The sequence below is a fragment of the Pseudomonas sp. GWSMS-1 genome, assembly GCF_049847425.1.
In the GTDB taxonomy this organism is placed as follows: Bacteria; Pseudomonadota; Gammaproteobacteria; order Pseudomonadales; family Pseudomonadaceae; genus Aquipseudomonas.
Window position 1 is genome coordinate 2,331,136 of sequence record NZ_JBMHHV010000005.1, and the last position, 19,441, is coordinate 2,350,576.

9 protein-coding genes and 5 pseudogenes are annotated in these 19,441 nt (G+C 56.6%); all 14 read right to left on the minus strand.

All coding sequences use genetic code 11. The features are described from left to right. Window positions 1-79: 79 nt before the first annotated feature. Window positions 80-1,242: pseudogene (locus ACEPAJ_RS14580) on the minus strand (CynX/NimT family MFS transporter). Window positions 1,243-1,362: 120 nt separating this feature from the next. Continuing rightward, a complete protein-coding gene (locus ACEPAJ_RS14585) occupies window positions 1,363-2,169 on the minus strand; it encodes an SDR family oxidoreductase (protein WP_425915643.1) in 807 nt (268 codons plus the stop codon). Between the two features lie 198 nt (window positions 2,170-2,367). Next, complete coding sequence (locus ACEPAJ_RS14590) at window positions 2,368-2,691, minus strand: ComEA family DNA-binding protein (protein ID WP_425915645.1); 324 nt, start codon at window positions 2,689-2,691, stop codon at window positions 2,368-2,370. A gap of 272 nt (window positions 2,692-2,963) precedes the next feature. Further along, window positions 2,964-4,948 (minus strand): annotated as a pseudogene (locus ACEPAJ_RS14595) (polysaccharide biosynthesis protein). 140 nt (window positions 4,949-5,088) lie between these two features. Beyond that, window positions 5,089-6,107 (minus strand): annotated as a pseudogene (locus tag ACEPAJ_RS14600) (MraY family glycosyltransferase). Further along, window positions 6,104-7,066: a UDP-glucose 4-epimerase family protein gene (locus ACEPAJ_RS14605; protein WP_425915647.1), complete on the minus strand. Its 963-nt coding sequence runs from the start codon at window positions 7,064-7,066 to the stop codon at window positions 6,104-6,106. The pseudogene ACEPAJ_RS14600 and the gene ACEPAJ_RS14605 overlap by 4 nt, the downstream one beginning before the upstream one ends. A gap of 786 nt (window positions 7,067-7,852) precedes the next feature. Beyond that, on the minus strand, window positions 7,853-8,137 hold the full coding sequence (gene ihfB, locus ACEPAJ_RS14610) for an integration host factor subunit beta (RefSeq protein ID WP_090238453.1): 285 nt from the start codon (window positions 8,135-8,137) through the stop codon (window positions 7,853-7,855). Window positions 8,138-8,289: 152 nt separating this feature from the next. Beyond that, window positions 8,290-9,984 (minus strand): 30S ribosomal protein S1, encoded by a 1,695-nt coding sequence (gene rpsA / locus ACEPAJ_RS14615; protein ID WP_136666183.1) that lies wholly within the window; start codon window positions 9,982-9,984, stop codon window positions 8,290-8,292. 152 nt (window positions 9,985-10,136) lie between these two features. Then, on the minus strand, window positions 10,137-10,823 hold the full coding sequence (gene cmk, locus ACEPAJ_RS14620) for a (d)CMP kinase (protein ID WP_425915649.1): 687 nt from the start codon (window positions 10,821-10,823) through the stop codon (window positions 10,137-10,139). Continuing rightward, a pseudogene (locus ACEPAJ_RS14625) lies at window positions 10,820-13,044 on the minus strand (bifunctional prephenate dehydrogenase/3-phosphoshikimate 1-carboxyvinyltransferase). The gene cmk and the pseudogene ACEPAJ_RS14625 overlap by 4 nt, the downstream one beginning before the upstream one ends. Window positions 13,045-13,070: 26 nt before the next feature. Then, window positions 13,071-14,177, minus strand: a complete 1,107-nt coding sequence (gene hisC, locus ACEPAJ_RS14630) for a histidinol-phosphate transaminase (RefSeq protein WP_425915651.1) — start codon at window positions 14,175-14,177, stop codon at window positions 13,071-13,073. A 91-nt stretch (window positions 14,178-14,268) separates the two neighbouring features. Beyond that, on the minus strand, window positions 14,269-15,375 hold the full coding sequence (gene pheA, locus ACEPAJ_RS14635) for a prephenate dehydratase (RefSeq protein WP_322948598.1): 1,107 nt from the start codon (window positions 15,373-15,375) through the stop codon (window positions 14,269-14,271). After that, a complete protein-coding gene (gene serC / locus ACEPAJ_RS14640; protein WP_425915653.1) occupies window positions 15,375-16,460 on the minus strand; it encodes a 3-phosphoserine/phosphohydroxythreonine transaminase in 1,086 nt (361 codons plus the stop codon). The genes pheA and serC overlap by 1 nt, the downstream gene beginning before the upstream one ends. 196 nt (window positions 16,461-16,656) lie before the next feature. After that, window positions 16,657-19,424, minus strand: a pseudogene (gene gyrA, locus ACEPAJ_RS14645) (DNA gyrase subunit A). Window positions 19,425-19,441 lie beyond the last annotated feature (17 nt).

Consider the following 19,441-nt stretch of genomic DNA (forward strand, 5'->3'; position numbering starts at 1 on the left):
TCTATCACAGCCGCAAAAGCCAAGGAAGGAACGGCGGCTAAAAAGCGTTATCGCCCTGAAAAACCGTGCCTAACTGACCTCAGTTAGGCGTACGTGCGCGCCCATGCCCCATCACCCAAGCCAGCACGGTCATTACCAGCGCCAGCGCTGTCAGCACCATAAACGGCAGCTGATAGTTACCGGCCAGATCCCGCGCCAACCCCGTTAATACTGGCGTCAGGCAGGCCAGACTGTAACCCATGCACAGCATCATCGCAGTCCAGCGGCTAACCGCCATGGGCGAAGCCGACTCGTACAGCGGCAATACCAATGACAGCGCAAAGGAGCCACCCAAACCAAAACCAACAGTGACCGCCCACAACTCGGGCAGCACGGTGGGCTGAAAGGTGATCATCATCAGGCTGATAGACGACAACAAGCCGCAGCCCATCAGCAACGCATAGCGATTCTGGAAGCGTTGCGCCAGCCAGGGCAACAGGAACGAGCTGGGCAACCCCATCAGCATCGACACACTGAAGAGGCTATTACTGTGGATTAGACTCAGCCCGGCTTCGTGATACCGCGCCACCGCCCATGTAGCCAGGGCGTAAAACAACCCGGCCTGAAGGGCGAAAAACGCACTGATTAGCCAGGCACGTGGCTGCCCCCAGGGCAAGCCCTCCGCTGCTCCGGTGTCAGCCTCAACGCGATTGGGCAGGCACAGCCACAACAACAACCCGACTAACGCCGGTAACGCCCAAAATGCCAGACCACGGGTCCAGTCATCGCCCAACCACTGCGTAGCCGGCACCGTCAGCACCGCACCACCGGCCCCGCCAATCGCCATGCTCAGCGAATACCAGCCCACCACACTACCCATGCGCCCGGCAAAATGGCGTTTGATAAAGCCCGAAAGCAACGGCCCGGCGACCGCAATAGCAGCGCCCAACAGCACCGCACTGCCAATCAAAATCACACTGGCATGGGCCATCACGCGTAGCAGCAACGCCAGCGCAATCAGCGCCATACACAGAGCAATGGTGCGTTCCAGCCCGAGACGCAGCGCCAAGCGTGGCGCGAAAGGCGCCAGCAGGCCCATGCATAACACGGGTAGCGCGGTGGTCAGGCTGATCAGGCTGCGACTCAAGGCCAGCTCAGTGGCAATCCGCTCGATCAGCGGGGCCAGAGAGGTAATGCCGGGCGTAAGTTGATTGCAGCCAGAACGAGGGCCAGCAACAGCATGGCCCGGGGGAAAGGTTTCACAGAACATCCATCAGTTTCGCGGCCATGCCGGCATGACCGCAAACCTTAGAGCGCAAGCTCATAGCAGACAAGCCCTAAGCAGGATTATGTTGACCGTTAAATCAACAAAACCACATCGACTCACTTGCTGCGTGGCGCACGCATCTTATCGGCCATGGTGGTCATTTCGTTGTACAGCAACTGCGGATTTTTCTGCTTCAAGGCCCAAGCCATGCGGCCCTGCTCATGGGGTAGAATCATAAACTCGCCTTTGCCAATCTCTTGATAAATGTAATCAGCAATATCTGCCGCACTGATCGGCGAGCTCTCCAGCAATTTGCCGACCTGCGCTTTCATCGCCGGTGTAGGACCGCGGAAGGAATCCAGCAGGTTGGTCTGGAAAAAGGAGGGGCAGACCACATGCACAGCAATTTCGTGAAGCTTCAGCTCAATCAACAGGCTTTCCGACAGCGCCACAACACCGGCTTTAGCCACGTTATAGTTGCTCATTGCGGGGCCCTGCATCAACGCCGCCATGGAAGCGATATTGACGATCTTGCCTTTGCTTTTTTCCAGCAGCGGCAGGAACGCTTTACAGCCCTTAACCACGCCCATCAGGTTGATCGCAATCTGCCAATCCCAATCCTCCAATGACAATTCACTGAAGAAGCCACCCGAAGCAACGCCTGCGTTATTGACGATTACATCAATACCGCCAAGCTTTTCCTCACAGGCCTGAGCAAACGCGGTCAACTGACTGTAGTCACGTACATCACAGCGTTGGGTGAATCCATCACCGCCGGCATCGCGCACCATCTGCAGGGTTTCTGTCAGACCCGGCTCGTTAACATCCGACAGCGCCAACTGCCAACCCTCACGCGCCCAACGCAGGGCAATCTCACGCCCCAAACCCGAACCTGCGCCGGTGATCATCATGCGATTTTGCATAGGAAAGCTGCCTTTGCTGCTGTGATTGATGGCGCCAGTGTAGCCGCGGAAATTATCCAGCCTGCATACCATCATCTTTCTGAATAAGGCAGCCTAAGCTCAAGTCACGGACGTCACCTGAGCACCCAGGCGAAAAAGTTGCACGCATAAAAAAGCCGGTAGATAACCGGCTTCGTTTTTCGCAACAACTTTTGCCCGTCAGTTAATACTCAACTTATCGCGATTCTTCTCAAGCGTTGCTTCGCCAATCCCTTTAACTTCCAGCAACTCATCCACCGAAGCAAAGTCACCATGCTCATCACGATAAGCAACAATCGCCAGCGCTTTAACTTCACCAATCCCCAACAGTTCGCGTTGCAGGGTGGCCGCATCGGCAGCATTCAGATTGACCTTGGTGACGGCAGCTACTTCAGCGCTCGGTACTTCAGCGCCAGATGGGCTGGGTACTTCCGCCGCCGATACCATCAGCGAGAAAGAAGCTAAAAAGGCAAACAACAGAGACGAGAGTTTAGCGTTAAGCATCGTGTGCATCCTTTCGTTAGTTTAATAGAAGCGCATGGCAATCCAGCTCCATGCTTTCTCAAAACTAGACGTTGTTACACAACTGTCAAACTACACTGACAAAAATTGTTTACTTTGCGGCTCATGACGCGCTCAAGCAGCATCCACTTGCTGCATGAGCAGGCACATAACGCGAACTTAAGGGCTGCTGAAATCGTCAAGATCAAGGACGCATCAACCATTGATCGCGGCCAAGGCTGTACCTAAAGAGCAAGCCTCTGGCTTAGCCCCACTTATGGCTCTATTCGGCGCTGCTGATAAATCCAGTCGACAATTTCACCTTCGGGTTTGTAGCCACTCACCGTTTCACGCAATAGCTGGCGCACCCGATCATAGTCATCGCGCTCAACGGCACCGAGCAACTCGCTCAAACGTACTTTGAACACCTCCCAGGGCAGATGTTCTTCATTGGCCCGCATGATCATTGGGTGCTCAGTCGGGCTGACGTTATCGCCAATCAGCAACTCTTCGTAAAGCTTCTCGCCAGGGCGCAAACCGGAAAACTCGATGGCAATATCGCCCTGCGGACTCTTTTTAGAGCGAACGCTCAAGCCACTGAGATGAATCATCTTTTCCGCCAAATCGGCAATTTTGACCGGCTCACCCATGTCCAGCACGAATACATCACCGACCTCCCCCATGGCTCCCGCCTGGATGACCAACTGTGCCGCTTCCGGGATGGTCATAAAGTAGCGGGTGATATTCGGATGGGTGACCGTAACCGGCCCGCCCTTACGAATCTGCTCGTGGAACAGAGGGATTACCGAGCCCGATGAGCCCAATACATTGCCAAAACGCACCATGGTAAAACGCGTTTTATTTAACTGGCGCAGCGCCTTGTCATCCTCAAACAACACAGGCGCCGCTTCACGGCTAAGCGCCTGCAACACCATCTCGGCTAAACGCTTAGTACTGCCCATAACATTGGTGGGGCGCACCGCTTTGTCAGTTGAGATCAGGACAAAGTTGCTCACCCCGCCCTGATCGCCGCCTGTGCGGTATTCAGCGTACCGAGCAGATTATTCAGCACGCCTTCTGCAATATTGTGCTCCACCATCGGCACATGCTTATAAGCCGCAGCGTGATAAACGGTATCAACCTTCCAAGTCTGCATCACATCGCGCAGCTTATCTGCATTACGAATCGAGCCCAAAATCGGCACCAAGCGAAGTGGCAACGACTCACGTTTGATGCGCGCCTCCAACTCGCTGTGAATGCTGTACAGGTTGAACTCGCTGTGCTCGAACATCAGCAGCGTTGTAGGTTCATTAAGCAGGATTTGCCGGCATAGCTCGGCGCCAATCGAGCCGCCAGCGCCGGTGACCATCACTACCTGATTACGGATACAACGCTCAAATAGAACCTGTTGCGGCGGCACCGCATCGCGCCCGAGCAAGTCGGCGATATCGACCTCCTGCACATCCTCGACTTTCACGCGGCCACTGGCCAAATCCATAAAACCGGGAATGCTGCGCACATGCAGAGGAAAGTGCTCCAACGCCTCAAGAATCTGCCGCCGCCGCCCACGCGAAGCCGAAGGCATGGCCAAGAGGATTTCATCGGCGCCCGTTTCGTTGATCATCTGCTGGATGTGCTTGGAGGTGTAAACCCGCAGCCCGGCGATGGTGCGATTAGCGATACCTGGATCATCATCAATAAAAGCCACCGGGCGCATGGCACGCCCAAGACGCAAGGCCGCAATAAGTTGGTTACCCGCCGCGCCAGCGCCATAAATGGCCACTTTAGGCAAACCGTGCTCACGTCCCTGCAGTCGGCTGGGGTTCTCGGCGGAAAACCAATCGCCCATAAAATACTGGCGCATCACCAAGCGCAGCCCACCGAGCAATACCAGACTCAACCACCAATAGTTGAGCACCATTGAGCGCGGCACGAGCTTGGGTGCACCCTGATACCAATAAACCGCCAGAGCCAGTATTAACGCCGACAGCGTAACGGCCTTGCCAATGGCCAGCAGTGCATCGTTACCGAAATAGCGCATCACAGCGCGGTACATACCGAAGCGAACAAACAGAGGAATGGCGATGGCCGGCGCCAACGCAAATAACCAGGCGTGCCCTGCAAAGGGTTCAACAGCTTTGCTATCGCCCAAGCGCACCAAAAAAGCCAACCAAAGTGCACTCCAGACAAGCACCACGTCTATGGCAACCTGAATCAGTCGCTTCTGGCGTCGTGGCAAACTAACCAGACGACCGCGCAACTTTTCAGCAAGTCTTAACACAACATTTCCTCAATCTCTCAAACTGGCCAAGAACCAATGACTACATCCTGAGGTGCTATGACTGCCAAACTCAGTTATATAAACCAATCAGTGTCTATAAACAGCCAAAGGAAGAACGCTTAATGCGCCCCCTGCTCGCCCGCCTTGAACTTCACCGCTAAGCCGATCAACGGGGCATAGGCGACGACAAGACCAACCAAACCATCCATCCCACCCCATCCAACCCAGAGCGCAATAGGCAGCAACCAGAACAAATTAAGCGCTGCAACTGCCTGCGTTACCGGTAAGTGCCCGCCAAGCCGCCGAGAAGCATACTGATAAGCATGGCTGCGATGAGCCTCATACACCTTATCGCCTCGAATCAGACGGCGCAGCAAGGTGAAGGTCGCATCGACGATGAACACCCAAGCAGGATCAACCAACTCCACAAAAACTGCGGCGCGACCCAAGCAGCCTGCAGTGACAATATGCCCAAGGTAACACCAAGAAAGCCGCTACCCGCATCGCCCATAAAGATTCGTGCCGGGGGGAGGTTCCAAAACAGAAACCCCACGACCGAAGCCGCCAATATTAAAGGGACGACGAACTCCGAAGGCTGGTTTGAGCCGGCGATGCCCAACAAGGCTCCGCCCAAACAAACACAAATAGCTTCGACACTGGCAATTCCATCGATGCCATCCATAAAATTGTACAAATTGAGCAGCCAGACCAGATACACCGCAGCCATCACATGACCCAACCAGCCCAACTCGAGGCCGAAACCGAAAGCATTAATTGGTGGTAGACCGTTTAGCCAGATCAGTGCCCAGACAGCCGCCGAAAAATGCCCGAGCAGACGCCAACTCGCGGCGATATGGCCATGGTCATCGAGAAACCCCAATACAGCAACTCCAGCACCTGAACCCAACAGCGCCCAAACCAAAGGCCAGGCGACCAGGCCCATAACGGCCAACAACGGCAAGGCCAGCAGAAAGCTCAGAACTATCGCCAGGCCACCGCCGCGCGGCATCGGCACTGAGTGCGAACTCCGCGCGTTGGGGATATCCATCAGTCTGCGAGACAAGGCATAACGGCGCAACGCGCCAGTCGTAAAAAGCGCAAAGCCGGCCACAACCGGTAATAACAACCAGATGCTCATTTGTTTTGTTGTTCCAGAAAATGCTTCGCCGTCTTACGCAACGCCTCATCGACGCTGACCGGCGGCGTCCAGTTGAGTAGCTCACGTGTTTTGCTGATATCGACCTGCAACGAGCCACACAACCGGTGGGCAAGCGCCTGCTTACCTAAGAGTTTGGCACCTACTTCGAGCAAACGACTCGGCACAGGTAACAGGCGCGCTGGCTTGCCCAATGCCACGCCCATTCTGCGCAATAATTCGGTGGTTGAAAGGTCTTCGCCATCTCCAACCAAAAAGGTCTGATTAGCGGCAGCGGGGTGCTCGACACAGGTCACGATCAGATCGACCAGATTGTCCAGCGCAACCAAGCTGCGTCGGTTATGGATAGCCCCAAACGGCAACGGCACACCCTTGTGCAACCAGCGCATCATATTGAGGAAATTAGCCTTCACCCCCGGCCCATAGACTAGGGTCGGACGAATAATCACTACTTCCATGCCGGTCTCGCCAGCCAATGCGCGTAAACCATGTTCGGCCTCCATCTTAGAAATGCCGTACGAATCCGCTGGTGCCGCTTGAGCACCAGCAAGGTAAGGCATATTTACAGGTGTACCCTCGCCATTGACCTTAATTGAACTTATAAAGATAAAGCGGCGTACACTCGCTGCCGCGGCCTGGCGGGCGAGACTCAACGTGCCTTCAACATTGATCATGCGGAACTCGGCTAGCGGGTCGGACGACGTATCGTGCATGACATGGACTCTTGCTGCTGAGTGAACAACCACCTCACAACCTTCTAGCACTTTACTCCACTGAGTCTCAGGTTGCAGACCACCAACTCGCATCACTTGTACGCCATATGGCAGTCCAACTACTTGACGACGGATTGCAACAACCGGGTCATAGTGCCCTTCTGCCGTAATCTGTTGAAGCAGCGCGTTACCTACAAATCCGGTAGTACCCGTCAAAAATATGCGCATTACATTGAACCATCGGTTGGTTTTTTTAAAAAATTAAACGAGTTTTGAATGAAACTTCAAAAGAACGTTTACTGATAAAATTGCCGAATTAGCAGGCATCCGACCAAACCTAAAACTTCAAGACTTGAAATACTCAGAACTATAAAACCACAAAATTTATTTATTAGTAGCGCAGAAAATTCGATTCGATCGCAATTGGTGCTGAGATATCAATTTGTATGGGCAGAATATTTATTCTGTATAATGATAATCATGCGCAACAAAAAATCAACATGATTTCGACTAGATATCGCCCAACACAGAGGCCAATCAGCTTGCAGCAAATTCAAGCAGGCATTTTTCCATTCCTTAGCGCCCCCATACTGAATAGCTTGATATTCATCCACCGGCCATAACGAGGCTAAGCTACTGCGCGGCCACGGCATAAAAGGTAGAAAAGCTACATACCCGCTAACAGCTGCATATATTTTTTCGACAGCGCTTGAACAAGGAGGTAGTACGCGAACGAATTTCAGATGAGCAATGTGGCGCCCAGTTGCGACGGCAAACTGCATGAATTGAGGGATTGCTGTGCAAGCGACCAAAGTATAAAGGACAGCTCGAGCTAAGACACCCCAACCGGCCTGGGGTTGCCATACCGGCATACGATATTTACAAGATGATTGAAACGCCCTTACACCTTAGAGACTTCGATTTTTGGAAAGGCCAGAACCAAGGGCTTAGACCTAGACCTAGATATTGCTTCGGCGTAGCCGCCGGTTAATGACTGAGTAAAACCCAAAGACCTTATTCGTCTTCATTCACCCGATCACGCAGCTCTTTGCCCGGTTTGAAATGCGGCACAAACTTGCCGTCCAAACTCACGGAATCCCCCGTCTTGGGGTTGCGCCCTACCCGCGGAGCACGGTAGTGAAGGGAAAAGCTACCAAAGCCGCGAATCTCGATACGGTCACCCGTCGACAGGGCCTGCGACATTTGTTCAAGCATGGTCTTGATCGCTAACTCGACATCCTTTGATGAGAGCTGCCCCTGGTGGGTGACGATGCGCTCGATCAACTCCGACTTGGTCATGGTTTTCCCTTCTTTTTCAAGCGGCTAGATCACTAGATAGAACGGTTTTAGCATGCCTGATTGGATTTGAACAGCCTATAAAACAATACCTTAGCGATTTTCAGGTACAAAAAAGGGCGACCGAAGTCGCCCTTTTTCTGGACTAGCTGAACTTAGTTCTGCTTTTCCATTTGCGCGCGGAGCAGATCACCAAGGGTGGTCGGGCCCGCAGCAATGTCAGAGGTAGCTGGCTTGTCGCGCAGGCTCTGGATTGCTTCTTTTTCGTCTTCAACGTCTTTCGACTTGACCGACAAGCTGATTACGCGGCTCTTACGGTCAACGCTGATGATCTTAGCTTCTACTTCTTCGCCTTCTTTCAGAACGTTGCGCGCGTCTTCAACGCGGTCACGGCTGATTTCGGAGGCTTTCAGTGTGGCTTCGATGCCATCGGCCAGGGTGATGATAGCGCCCTTAGCGTCAACTTCTTTAACGATGCCGCGCACGATGGTGCCTTTATCGTTAACAGCAACGTAGTCGGAGAACGGATCTTCTTCCAGCTGCTTGATGCCGAGGGAAATGCGCTCACGCTCCGGATCAACGGAGAGGATAACGGTTTCCAGCTCGTCGCCCTTCTTGAAGCGGCGTACAGCTTCTTCGCCTACTTCGTTCCAGGAGATGTCGGACAAGTGAACGAGGCCGTCGATGCCACCATCCAGACCAATGAAGATACCGAAATCGGTGATCGACTTGATGGTGCCGGAGATCTTGTCGCCCTTGTTGAACTGACCGGAGAAATCTTCCCACGGGTTAGTTTTGCACTGCTTGATACCCAGGGAGATACGACGACGCTCTTCGTCGATATCCAGAACCATAACTTCCACTTCGTCGCCGACGTTAACGACTTTCGAAGGATGGATATTTTTGTTGGTCCAATCCATTTCGGATACGTGCACCAAGCCTTCCACGCCTTCTTCCAGCTCTGCGAAGCAGCCGTAGTCGGTCAGGTTGGTTACGCGCGCAGTGACACGGGTGTCCTGCGGGTAACGTGCCTTGATGGCAACCCATGGATCTTCGCCCAGCTGCTTAAGGCCGAGGGAAACGCGGTTGCGCTCGCGATCGTACTTAAGGATTTTGACGTCGATTTCATCGCCAACGTTGACGATTTCCGACGGATGCTTGATACGCTTCCAAGCCATGTCGGTGATGTGCAGCAGGCCGTCGACGCCACCCAGATCCACGAACGCGCCGTAGTCGGTGAGGTTCTTGACGATACCTTTAACCTGCTGACCTTCCTGCAGGGATTCCAGCAGCGCTTCGCGCTCTGCGGAGTTCTCTGCTTCGAGGACGCTGCGACGGGAAACGACAACGTTGTTGCGCTTCTGGTCCAGCTTGATGACTTTGAATTCGAGTTCTTTGCCTTCCAGGTGAGTGGTATCACGCACAGGACGGACATCGACCAAGGAACCTGGCAGGAACGCACGGATGCCGTTAACGTCGACAGTGAAGCCGCCCTTAACCTTACCGTTGATAACGCCCGTAACCACTTCCTCAGCGGCGAAAGCTGCTTCCAGAACGATCCAGCACTCGGCACGCTTGGCTTTTTCACGGGACAGCTTGGTTTCACCAAAGCCATCTTCAACCGCGTCCAGCGCTACGTGAACTTCGTCACCGACTTTGATGGTCAACTCGCCAGCGTCGTTGTGGAACTGTTCCAGCGGGATGAGGCCTTCAGACTTCAAACCAGCGTGAACGGTTACCCAACCAGCTTGGTAATCGATGTCGACGATGATAGCGGTGATGATTGAGCCAGCCTGAAGGTTCAGGGTTTTTAGGCTTTCTTCAAACAGTTCAGCAAAGCTTTCGCTCATTTTAATTCCTGTTGATTCAGGGCGGGGAATCCGCCCAAACCACACTCCAGACAATGTGGGTACGTTTATGTAAAAAGAAGCAGACGGGTCTAGGACTGGGTTCCCGTAAGCTTCCTTGGCGAGCCGGTCAGCTTAAGCAGCTGTGGCTCTGGTCATCCAGCGAGGTCACGCGTGGCGACTTCGCTGAGTATTCGTTCAAGCACTTGTTCAATCGAGAGTTCAGTGGAATCCAGCTGAATTGCATCGGCCGCCGGCTTGAGTGGGGCCACTGCACGCTGAGTATCGCGCTCATCGCGCGCCTGGATCTCATCAAGAAGACTCGCGAGATTAACATCATCGCCTTTGGCCTTCAACTGCAGGTAACGGCGACGGGCACGTTCCTCGGCGCTGGCGGTGAGAAAAACCTTTAGCGACGCATCGGGGAACACTACGGTGCCCATGTCGCGACCATCGGCGATTAGCCCGGGCATCTCCTGAAACGCTTGCTGCCGCTGCAGTAGCGCATCACGCACAGCAGGCAAGGAGGCAACCAGTGACGCGCCAGCGCCGACTTGTTCATTACGAATCAGATCGGTGACCTCGTCGCCTTCAAGAATAATGCGCTGACCGCGCCCATCACCGGCAGCAATAAATTGCACATCCAGATGAGCGGCAAGCAGCTTCATGGCTTCTTCATTGGTCAGGTCGACGCCGTGATTACCCGCCGCGAATGCCAACAAACGATAGAGCGCGCCCGAATCCAGCAGATTCCAGCCCAACTGTTTAGCCAGCAAGCCAGCAACCGTACCTTTGCCAGAACCGCTCGGCCCATCGATGGTGATAACCGGTGCGACAATCATGCCTTACCCTCCTCGGCCACACGGATACCCACCTGAGCCGACAGCGCCAGGAAGTTAGGAAACGAGGTGGCTACGTTGGCGCAGTCGTGAATGCGGATTGGCGCCGTCGCGCGCAGTGACGCCACGCTAAACGACATGGCGATACGGTGATCACCGTGCGCCCAGACCTCACCTCCACCGATACTGCCGCCGTCGATAATGATGCCATCCGACGTAGGCTCAACCTTGACACCCAGCGCCGCCAAACCATCAGCCATAACCTGAATACGGTCAGACTCTTTGACGCGTAGTTCTTCAGCGCCACGCAGCACGGTACGTCCTTCGGCCACCGCAGCAGCAACAAACAGTACTGGGAATTCGTCGATAGCCAGAGGTACCAGGTCTTCCGGGATATCAATACCTTTGAGCTTGGCGCTGCGCACACGAATGTCCGCTACCGGCTCACCACCGACTTCACGCTGGTTTTCCAGGGTAATGTCGCCCCCATCAGCTTGAGGATATCGATTACGCCGGTACGGGTCGGGTTGATGCCGACATGCTCAAGCACCAGCTCGGAGTCTTCGGCGATGCTGCCGGCCACCAGGAAGAACGCGGCCGAAGAGATATCCGCCGGCACTTCAATATGGGTCGCGGTCAGCTTGTGGCCGGACTCAACAGTGGCAGTATTGCCCTCAACCATGACCGGATAGCCGAAGCCACGCAGCATGCGCTCGGTATGGTCACGGGTCGGTGCCGGCTCGATCACCGTGGTCGAACCCGCCGCATACAGACCTGCCAACAACATGCAGGATTTGACTTGCGCACTGGCCATCGGCATTTCATAGGTCATGCCGCCCAGGCGCGCACCCGCACGAATCGTCAGCGGCGGACGCCCCTCAGGCCCGGTTTCAATAATCGCACCCATGGCGCGCAATGGCTTGGCCACGCGATTCATAGGGCGCTTGGACAGCGAGGCATCACCAGTCAGGGTGGTATCGAATGACTGCGCCGCCAGCAGGCCCGCCAACAGGCGCATCGAGGTGCCTGAGTTACCCAGGTAGATCGGCCCAGGCGGTGCCTTCAAACCATGCAAACCAACACCGTGCACGGTGACGCGACCATGGTGCGGCCCTTCAATGACCACGCCCATATCGCGGAACGCCTGAATGGTTGCCAGCGCATCCTCACCCTCAAGGAAGCCCTCAACCTCAGTCACCCCTTCAGCCAGTGAACCGAGCATGATCGAGCGGTGCGAGATGGATTTATCACCCGGCACACGAATTCGCCCAGAGAGTTTGCCGCCAGGGTTAGCCAGAAAAATCAGATCGTTCGAGTGCATAGCGTCCACATAGGCCCTACGGGCGAGAATTTTGCCGAAATGCTCACGGGCCACGCGGGCGCGTGTAAATACGCCCAGCAATTGGTGCCCGTCCCCAGCGTCAACCGCGTCGCGCAAGGCGTCGAGGTCGTCGCGAAATACGTCCAGCGTGCGCAGCACCGCCTCGCGATTGGCGAGAAAGATGTCATGCCACATGACTGGATCACTGCCGGCAATGCGCGTGAAGTCGCGAAAACCGCCGGCAGCGTATCGAAAAATCTCCAGGTTCTCACTGCGCTTGGCCAGCGAGTCCACCAGCGTAAAGGCCAGCAGGTGCGGCAGGTGACTGGTCGCAGCGAGCACCTGATCATGATGCTCGACTTCCATATGCTCGACATCCGCGCCGAGCTCGCGCCACAAGCCATCGACTAACGCCAACGCGGCCGCATCACTCTGCTCGCTCGGCGTCAGGATCACCTTATGCCGACGAAACAGCTCAACATTCGCGGCCTCCACACCACTTTGCTCGGAGCCGGCTATCGGATGACCCGGTACAAAGCGTACAGCCCGACCCGCAAAGGCCAGGCGCGCAGCGCGCACTACATTGCCCTTGGCGCTGCCGACATCAGTCAGCACCGCAGTGCCCAGATCAAGCTTCGCCAACTCGCCCAGGAGCTTCTCCATGGCCAAAATCGGCACGGCCAGCTGAATCACCGCCGCACCCTGACAAGCCGCCGCCAGGTCGGTTTCACAGCGATCAACCACACCCAAGTCGACTGCCATACGCTGCGACTCGGGATCCAAATCGACCCCCACCACCTCACTGAACAGGCCGCGCTCGCGCAGGCCCTTGGCAAAGGAGCCACCAATCAACCCCAGCCCGATAACCACCAGGCGCCCGAGCTTAGGCACGGCAGATGGCAGTGCAGTGTCAGCCGCGTTTAAATCACTCACGCGCGCAACACCTCAGCCAGCGCCTCAAGGAAGCGGGCGTTCTCCGCGGGCAAACCAATCGATACCCGCAAGAAGTTCGGCATGCCATAACCGGCCACTGGCCGCACGATGACGCCCGCGCGCAGTAGCGCCTGATTGATCGCCGCGGTATCACGGGCAAAATCCACGGCAATAAAGTTGCCCTTGGACGGAATCCAGCTTAACCCCAACGCACTCAGCCCAGCCTCAAGCTGCGCCATGCCGGCATCGTTGAGCTGACGGCTTTGCGTCATGTAATCGCCATCATCCAGCGCAGCACACGCTGCCGCCAAGGCCAGGCTGTTTACGTTGAACGGCTGGCGTACACGATTCAGCACATCAGCGATCTGCGCCGAGCTGAGCGCGTAGCCAACGCGCAGCGCCGCCAGACCATAGGCCTTTGAGAAGGTGCGTGAGACCAGCAGATTGTCATAGCGCGCCAGGTACTTTAGGCCGTCCGGCAGCTCATCACCCTCGGCATACTCGATATAAGCCTCATCCAGCACCACCAGCACATTGCTGGGCACCCGCGCGAGGAAGCGCTCCAGCGCATCAGGGCCGAACCAAGTGCCCGTTGGGTTGTTTGGGTTGGCGATAAACACCACACGGGTGTTTTCATCAATCGCGGCGAGCATGGCCTCAAGGTCGTGGCCGTAGTCCTGCGCCGGCACCACTTTGCCCTGCGCACCAACAGCCTGGGTGGCAATCGGGTAGACGGCAAAGGCGTATTGGCTGAACACCGCATTCAGACCCGGCGCCAGGTAGGCACGTGCGACCAGGTCGAGAATATCGTTGGATCCGTTACCCAGGGTGACCTGACTAACCTGCACGGCGCAACGCGCAGCCAGACGGCTTTTCAGCTCGAAGCCGTTGCCATCGGGGTAACGGGTCAGCTCAGCCAACTCAGCGCGGATCGCCTCCAGCACTTTAGGGCTAGGGCCGAGCGGGTTCTCGTTACTGGCAAGCTTGACGATGCTGGCCGGATCCAGATCCAACTCACGGGCCAGCTCATCCACCGGCTTGCCTGGCACATAGGGCGACAACTGCTGAACGCCTGGCTGGGCCAAGGCGAGGAAATCGGTCATAACAAAGCCTCACGCTTAAAGCCGCAAGCCCCAAGTACAGCCCGGCGTCGATGCGCGTGTAGCTTGAAACCCGAGACCTGCCGCAGCAGTTTTAAAGTACCGCTTTGGGGTAGGAACCAAGGACCTTGAGCGCCACGGCTTCCTGATTGATCTTTTCCAACACGTCCTTGATCAACGGGTCGCGGTGATGGCCGACGAAGTCGATAAAGAACACGTAGGTCCACTTGCCGCTGCGCGACGGACGGGTTTCGATGCGCGTCAGGTCGATGCCGTTGTTGTGGAACGGCACCAGCAACTCATGCAGCGCGCCCGGCTTGTTGCTCATGGAAATAATCACCGAGGTTTTGTCGTCACCGGTCGGCGGTACTTCCTGGCTACCTATGATCAAGAAGCGCGTGGAGTTGTCCGGGCGGTCCTCAATCTTCTCGGCAATTTTGCTTAGGCCGTACAGACTGGCCGCCATATCGCCGGCAATCGCCGCGCTGTTCCACTCGCTTTTCACCCGCTTGGCGGCATCAGCGTTGCTCGATACGGCTACGCGCTCAACGTTGGGGTAATGCGCGTCGAGCCACTTGCGGCACTGCGCCAGCGACTGAGCATGGGAATAGATACGAGTGATTTTGTCGGTTTTGGTGGTTTCGCCGACCAGCAGATGGTGGTGAATACGCAGCTCGACCTCACCACAGATGACCATGTCGTGCTCAAGGAAGCTGTCGAGCGTGTGGTTGATTGCACCTTCGGTGGAGTTCTCCACCGGCACCACACCGAAGTTCACCGCACCGGCAGCGACTTCACGGAAGACTTCATCGATGGCCGCCATCGGCACGCTGATCACTGCGTGACCAAAGTGCTTCATCGCCGCAGCCTGGGAGAAGGTACCTTCCGGGCCGAGGTAGGCGACCTTGAGCGGATTTTCCAGCGCCAGGCAGGAAGACATGATTTCACGGAACAACCGCGCCATTTCTTCGTTACCCAGTGGGCCCTTATTACGCTCCATGATGCGCTTGAGTACCTGAGCTTCACGCTCAGGGCGGTAGAACACCGGCTTCTCGCCTTCCGGCAGCGCCTTCATTTTGACCCGCGCCACTTCTTCGGCGCAGCTGGCGCGATCACTGATCAGCGCGAGAATCTTTTCATCGAGGTTATCGATGCGCAGGCGCAGGGCCTGCAATTCCTGCTCGGACACTACATCGGTCATCAGCCGTGCTCCTTTTCGAAGTCAGCCATATAAGCGACCAGCGCCTCTACAGCATCCAGGCCCACCGCGTTATAAATCGAGGCGCGCATGCCACCCACCGAGCGATGCCCTTTGAGGTTGAGCAAGCCACGGGCATCGGCGCCGGCAAGGAAGGCCTTGTCGAGCTTCTCGTCAGCCAGACGGAACGGCACATTCATCCAGGAGCGCGCATTAACGGCAATCGGGTTGCTGTAGAAGTCGCTGGTATCAATAGCTTTGTACAGCAGGTCTTTCTTGGCGCGGTTGATGCGTTCCATAGCGGCTACACCGCCCTGCTCTTTCAGCCATTCGAACACCAGGCCAGAGAGGTACCAGGAGAAGGTCGCCGGGGTGTTGTACATCGAGCCATTATCGGCGGCGACTTTGTAGTTGAGCATAGTCGGGCAGACGCTGCGGGCACGGCCGAGCAGGTCTTCACGCACAATGGTCACCACCAAGCCGCTAGGGCCGATGTTCTTCTGCGCGCCGGCGTAGATCAGGCCGAATTTCGACACATCGATCGGCCGCGAGAGGATGTCGGAAGACATGTCCGCCACCAGCGGCACGTCACCCACCTCGGGGATCCAGTCGAACTGCAGGCCGCCGATGGTTTCGTTGCTGGCGTAATGCAGGTAGGCGGCGTCTTTCGACAGCTGCCAGTCGTTCTGCCCAGGAATGGCGAAGTAGTCATAGGCCTTGGCACTGGCGGCAACATTAATATTGCCGTAGCGGCTGGCTTCTTCGATGCTTTTTTTCGACCAGATGCCGGTGTCGATATAGTCGGCAACACCGTCTTCGGGCAGCAGGTTGAGCGGAATTTCAGCAAACTGCTGACTGGCACCACCCTGCAGGAACAGCACCTTGTAATCGGACGGAATAGCCATCAGGTCGCGCAAGTCTTGCTCGGCCTTTTCCGCGATGGCGGTGTATTCCTCACTGCGGTGACTCATCTCCATCACCGACAGGCCTTTGCCTTGCCAATCGAGGAGTTCCGCCTGGGCGCGCTGCAGAACAGCTTCAGGAAGCGCGGCTGGGCCGGCGCAGAAGTTAAAGGCTCGCTTGCTCACATCCACTCTCTCTCAGATTCACCGAGCGCCACGCCCTTCGCGATGACGCATCCACTGCTTTTAGCCCCGCTCCGCAGGATGGGTTAGCCGAAGGCATAACCCATTGAGCGAACTCCTGTCGAACCCAGGATGAGCGGCAAGCCCTAAGCGCAGGATGAGTATCGCTGAGCGATGCCCACCCTACGGCTCACACCGATCACTCTTCGCTGGCTGAGCTTTCGTCAGCAGCGGCCTCGGGTGCAGCATCTGCATCCTCGACCACGCCTTCAACAGCTTCTTCACCGTCCAGCAGCTCTTCGTCGTCTTCCGCCGAGGGCTCCTGCACACGCTCAAGACCGACCAGGGTTTCATCCTTGGCCAGCTTGATCAGGGTCACGCCCTGAGTGTTACGGCCCAGGCTGGAGACCTCACTGACGCGAGTACGCACCAGCGTGCCTTGGTCAGAAATCAGCATGATTTCTTCACCTTCAAGCACCTGCACCGCACCGACCAGCTTGCCGTTACGCTCGTTGCTGACCATGGCGATAACGCCCTGACCGCCACGACCGCGACGTGGGAACTCGTCCATCGCCGTGCGCTTGCCGTAACCGCGCTCGGAGGCCGTCAGAATCTGCGCATCCGCTTCCGGAATCAGCATGGAGATAATCTCCTGCCCTTCCGGCAGACGCATACCGCGCACACCGCGAGCGGTACGGCCCATGGTGCGCACTTTGCTTTCTTTGAAGCGAATCACCTTACCGCCGTCGGAGAACATCATCACTTCGCGCGCACCGTCAGTCACGGCAGCGGAGATCAGGGTGTCATCTTCATCCAGCTTGAGGGCGATCAAACCCGAGCTGCGCGGACGGCTGAACTGCACCAGCGGGGTCTTCTTCACCGTGCCTTTGGCCGTAGCCATAAAGATGTAGGCACCGGTCGGCTCATCCGGGGTTTCGTCGTCGGCGTCATCGCCTTCGACCAGTTCTTCAACCTCTTCAGCCTCAACCAGCACGCCTTCGATGTCGTCTGCTTCATCGCCTTCTGGCGCCTGCTGACGCAGCGCTTCCAGATCGATCTGCAGCATGGCGGTGATGTGTTCACCCTCGCCCAGCGGCAACAGGTTAACCAGCGGACGACCGCGGGCAGCGCGGGACGCTTCCGGAATTTCGTAGGTTTTCAGCCAATACACTTTGCCCTTGCTGGAGAACAACAACAGCGTGGCGTGGCTGTTGGCGACCAGCAGGTGCTCGATATAGTCCTCATCCTTAACGCCAGTCGCTGACTTGCCCTTACCACCACGGCGCTGCGCCTGGTAGGCCGTCAACGGCTGCGATTTGGCATAACCACTGTGGGAGATGGTGACCACCCGCTCCTCTTCAGTGATCAGGTCAGCCAGGGTCAGGTCCAAGCGGTTGTCGAGGATTTCGGTACGACGGGCGTCGCCGAACTCGGCCTTGATCGCTTCCAGTTCTTCGCGGATCACTTCCATCAGGCGCACGGAGCTGGTGAGGATGCGGATCAGCTCGCCGATCTGGGTGAGAATCTCCTGGTACTCGGCCAGCAGTTTTTCATGCTCGAGACCGGTCAAACGGTGCAAACGCAGCTCAAGGATGGCCTGAGCCTGCTCGGGCGACAGGTAGTACTTGCCGTCGCGCAGACCGTACTGCGGATCGAGGTCATCCGGACGGCAAGAATCAGCCCCAGCACGCTCAACCATCGCCTCAACGGCAGTGGATTCCCACGCCTTGGCAATCAGCGCGATCTTGGCTTCTGCCGGCGTCGGCGAAGCTTTGATCAGTGCGATAACCGGGTCGATGTTGGACAGTGCTACCGCCTGGCCTTCAAGGATGTGTCCACGCTCACGGGCTTTACGCAGCTCAAACACCGTACGGCGGGTGACCACTTCACGGCGGTGCAGAATAAAGGCTTCGAGCATGTCCTTGAGATTCAGGACTTTCGGCTGACCGTCGATCAGCGCCACCACGTTGATGCCGAAAACGCTCTGCATCTGGGTCTGGGCGTAGAGGTTGTTCAGCACCACTTCCGGCACTTCACCACGACGCAGCTCAATGACGATACGCATGCCGTCTTTGTCAGACTCATCGCGCAGCTCAGTGATGCCTTCGAGCTTCTTCTCTTTGACCAGCTCGGCGATCTTCTCGATCAAGCGCGCTTTGTTCAGCTGATACGGCAGCTCGCTGACAATGATCTGCTGGCGACCGCCGACTTTATCGATGTCTTCGATAATCGCGCGAGCACGCATATAGATGCGCCCACGGCCAGTACGGTAGGCCTCGATGATGCCGGCGCGACCGTTGATGATCGCCGCCGTTGGGAAGTCCGGGCCCGGGATGTACTGCATCAGTTCATCGACCGTCAGCTCGCCGTTGTCGATCAGGGCCAGACAGCCGTTGATCACTTCCGTGAGGTTGTGCGGGGAATATTGGTGGCCATGCCCACGGCAATACCGCTGGAGCCGTTAACCAACAGGTTAGGCACCTTGGTTGGCATGACCGCTGGGATCATTTCGGTGCCGTCGTAGTTCGGCACCCAGTCCACGGTTTCTTTGTGCAGGTCAGCCAGCAGCTCATGGGCCAGCTTGGTCATGCGCACTTCGGTGTAACGCATGGCGGCGGCGTTATCGCCGTCCACCGAACCGAAGTTACCCTGGCCATCGACCAGCAGGTAACGCAGGGAGAATGGCTGCGCCATCCGTACGATGGTGTCGTACACCGCGGTATCACCGTGCGGGTGATACTTACCGATTACGTCACCGACCACACGGGCGGACTTCTTGTATGCCTTGTTCCAGTCGTTACCCAACTCACTCATGGCAAACAGCACACGGCGGTGCACGGGCTTCAAGCCATCACGTGCATCCGGCAGTGCGCGCCCGACAATTACGCTCATCGCGTAGTCGAGGTAAGACTGCTTGAGTTCGTCTTCAATATTGACCGGGAGGATTTCTTTGGCCAGTTCGCCCATGAGTAGCCTTGTTCCTT

What these genes read in the sequence shown, in the direction of transcription:
- ACEPAJ_RS14585 (WP_425915643.1), bottom strand. Translation starts at nt 2,169, where the DNA reads ATGCAAAATCGCATGATGATCACCGGCGCAGGTTCGGGTTTGGGGCGT.
- ACEPAJ_RS14590 (WP_425915645.1), bottom strand. Translation starts at nt 2,691, where the DNA reads ATGCTTAACGCTAAACTCTCGTCTCTGTTGTTTGCCTTTTTAGCTTCT.
- ACEPAJ_RS14605 (WP_425915647.1), bottom strand. Translation starts at nt 7,066, where the DNA reads ATGCGCATATTTTTGACGGGTACTACCGGATTTGTAGGTAACGCGCTG.
- ihfB (WP_090238453.1), bottom strand. Translation starts at nt 8,137, where the DNA reads ATGACCAAGTCGGAGTTGATCGAGCGCATCGTCACCCACCAGGGGCAG.
- rpsA (WP_136666183.1), bottom strand. Translation starts at nt 9,984, where the DNA reads ATGAGCGAAAGCTTTGCTGAACTGTTTGAAGAAAGCCTAAAAACCCTG.
- cmk (WP_425915649.1), bottom strand. Translation starts at nt 10,823, where the DNA reads ATGATTGTCGCACCGGTTATCACCATCGATGGGCCGAGCGGTTCTGGC.
- hisC (WP_425915651.1), bottom strand. Translation starts at nt 14,177, where the DNA reads ATGACCGATTTCCTCGCCTTGGCCCAGCCAGGCGTTCAGCAGTTGTCG.
- pheA (WP_322948598.1), bottom strand. Translation starts at nt 15,375, where the DNA reads ATGACCGATGTAGTGTCCGAGCAGGAATTGCAGGCCCTGCGCCTGCGC.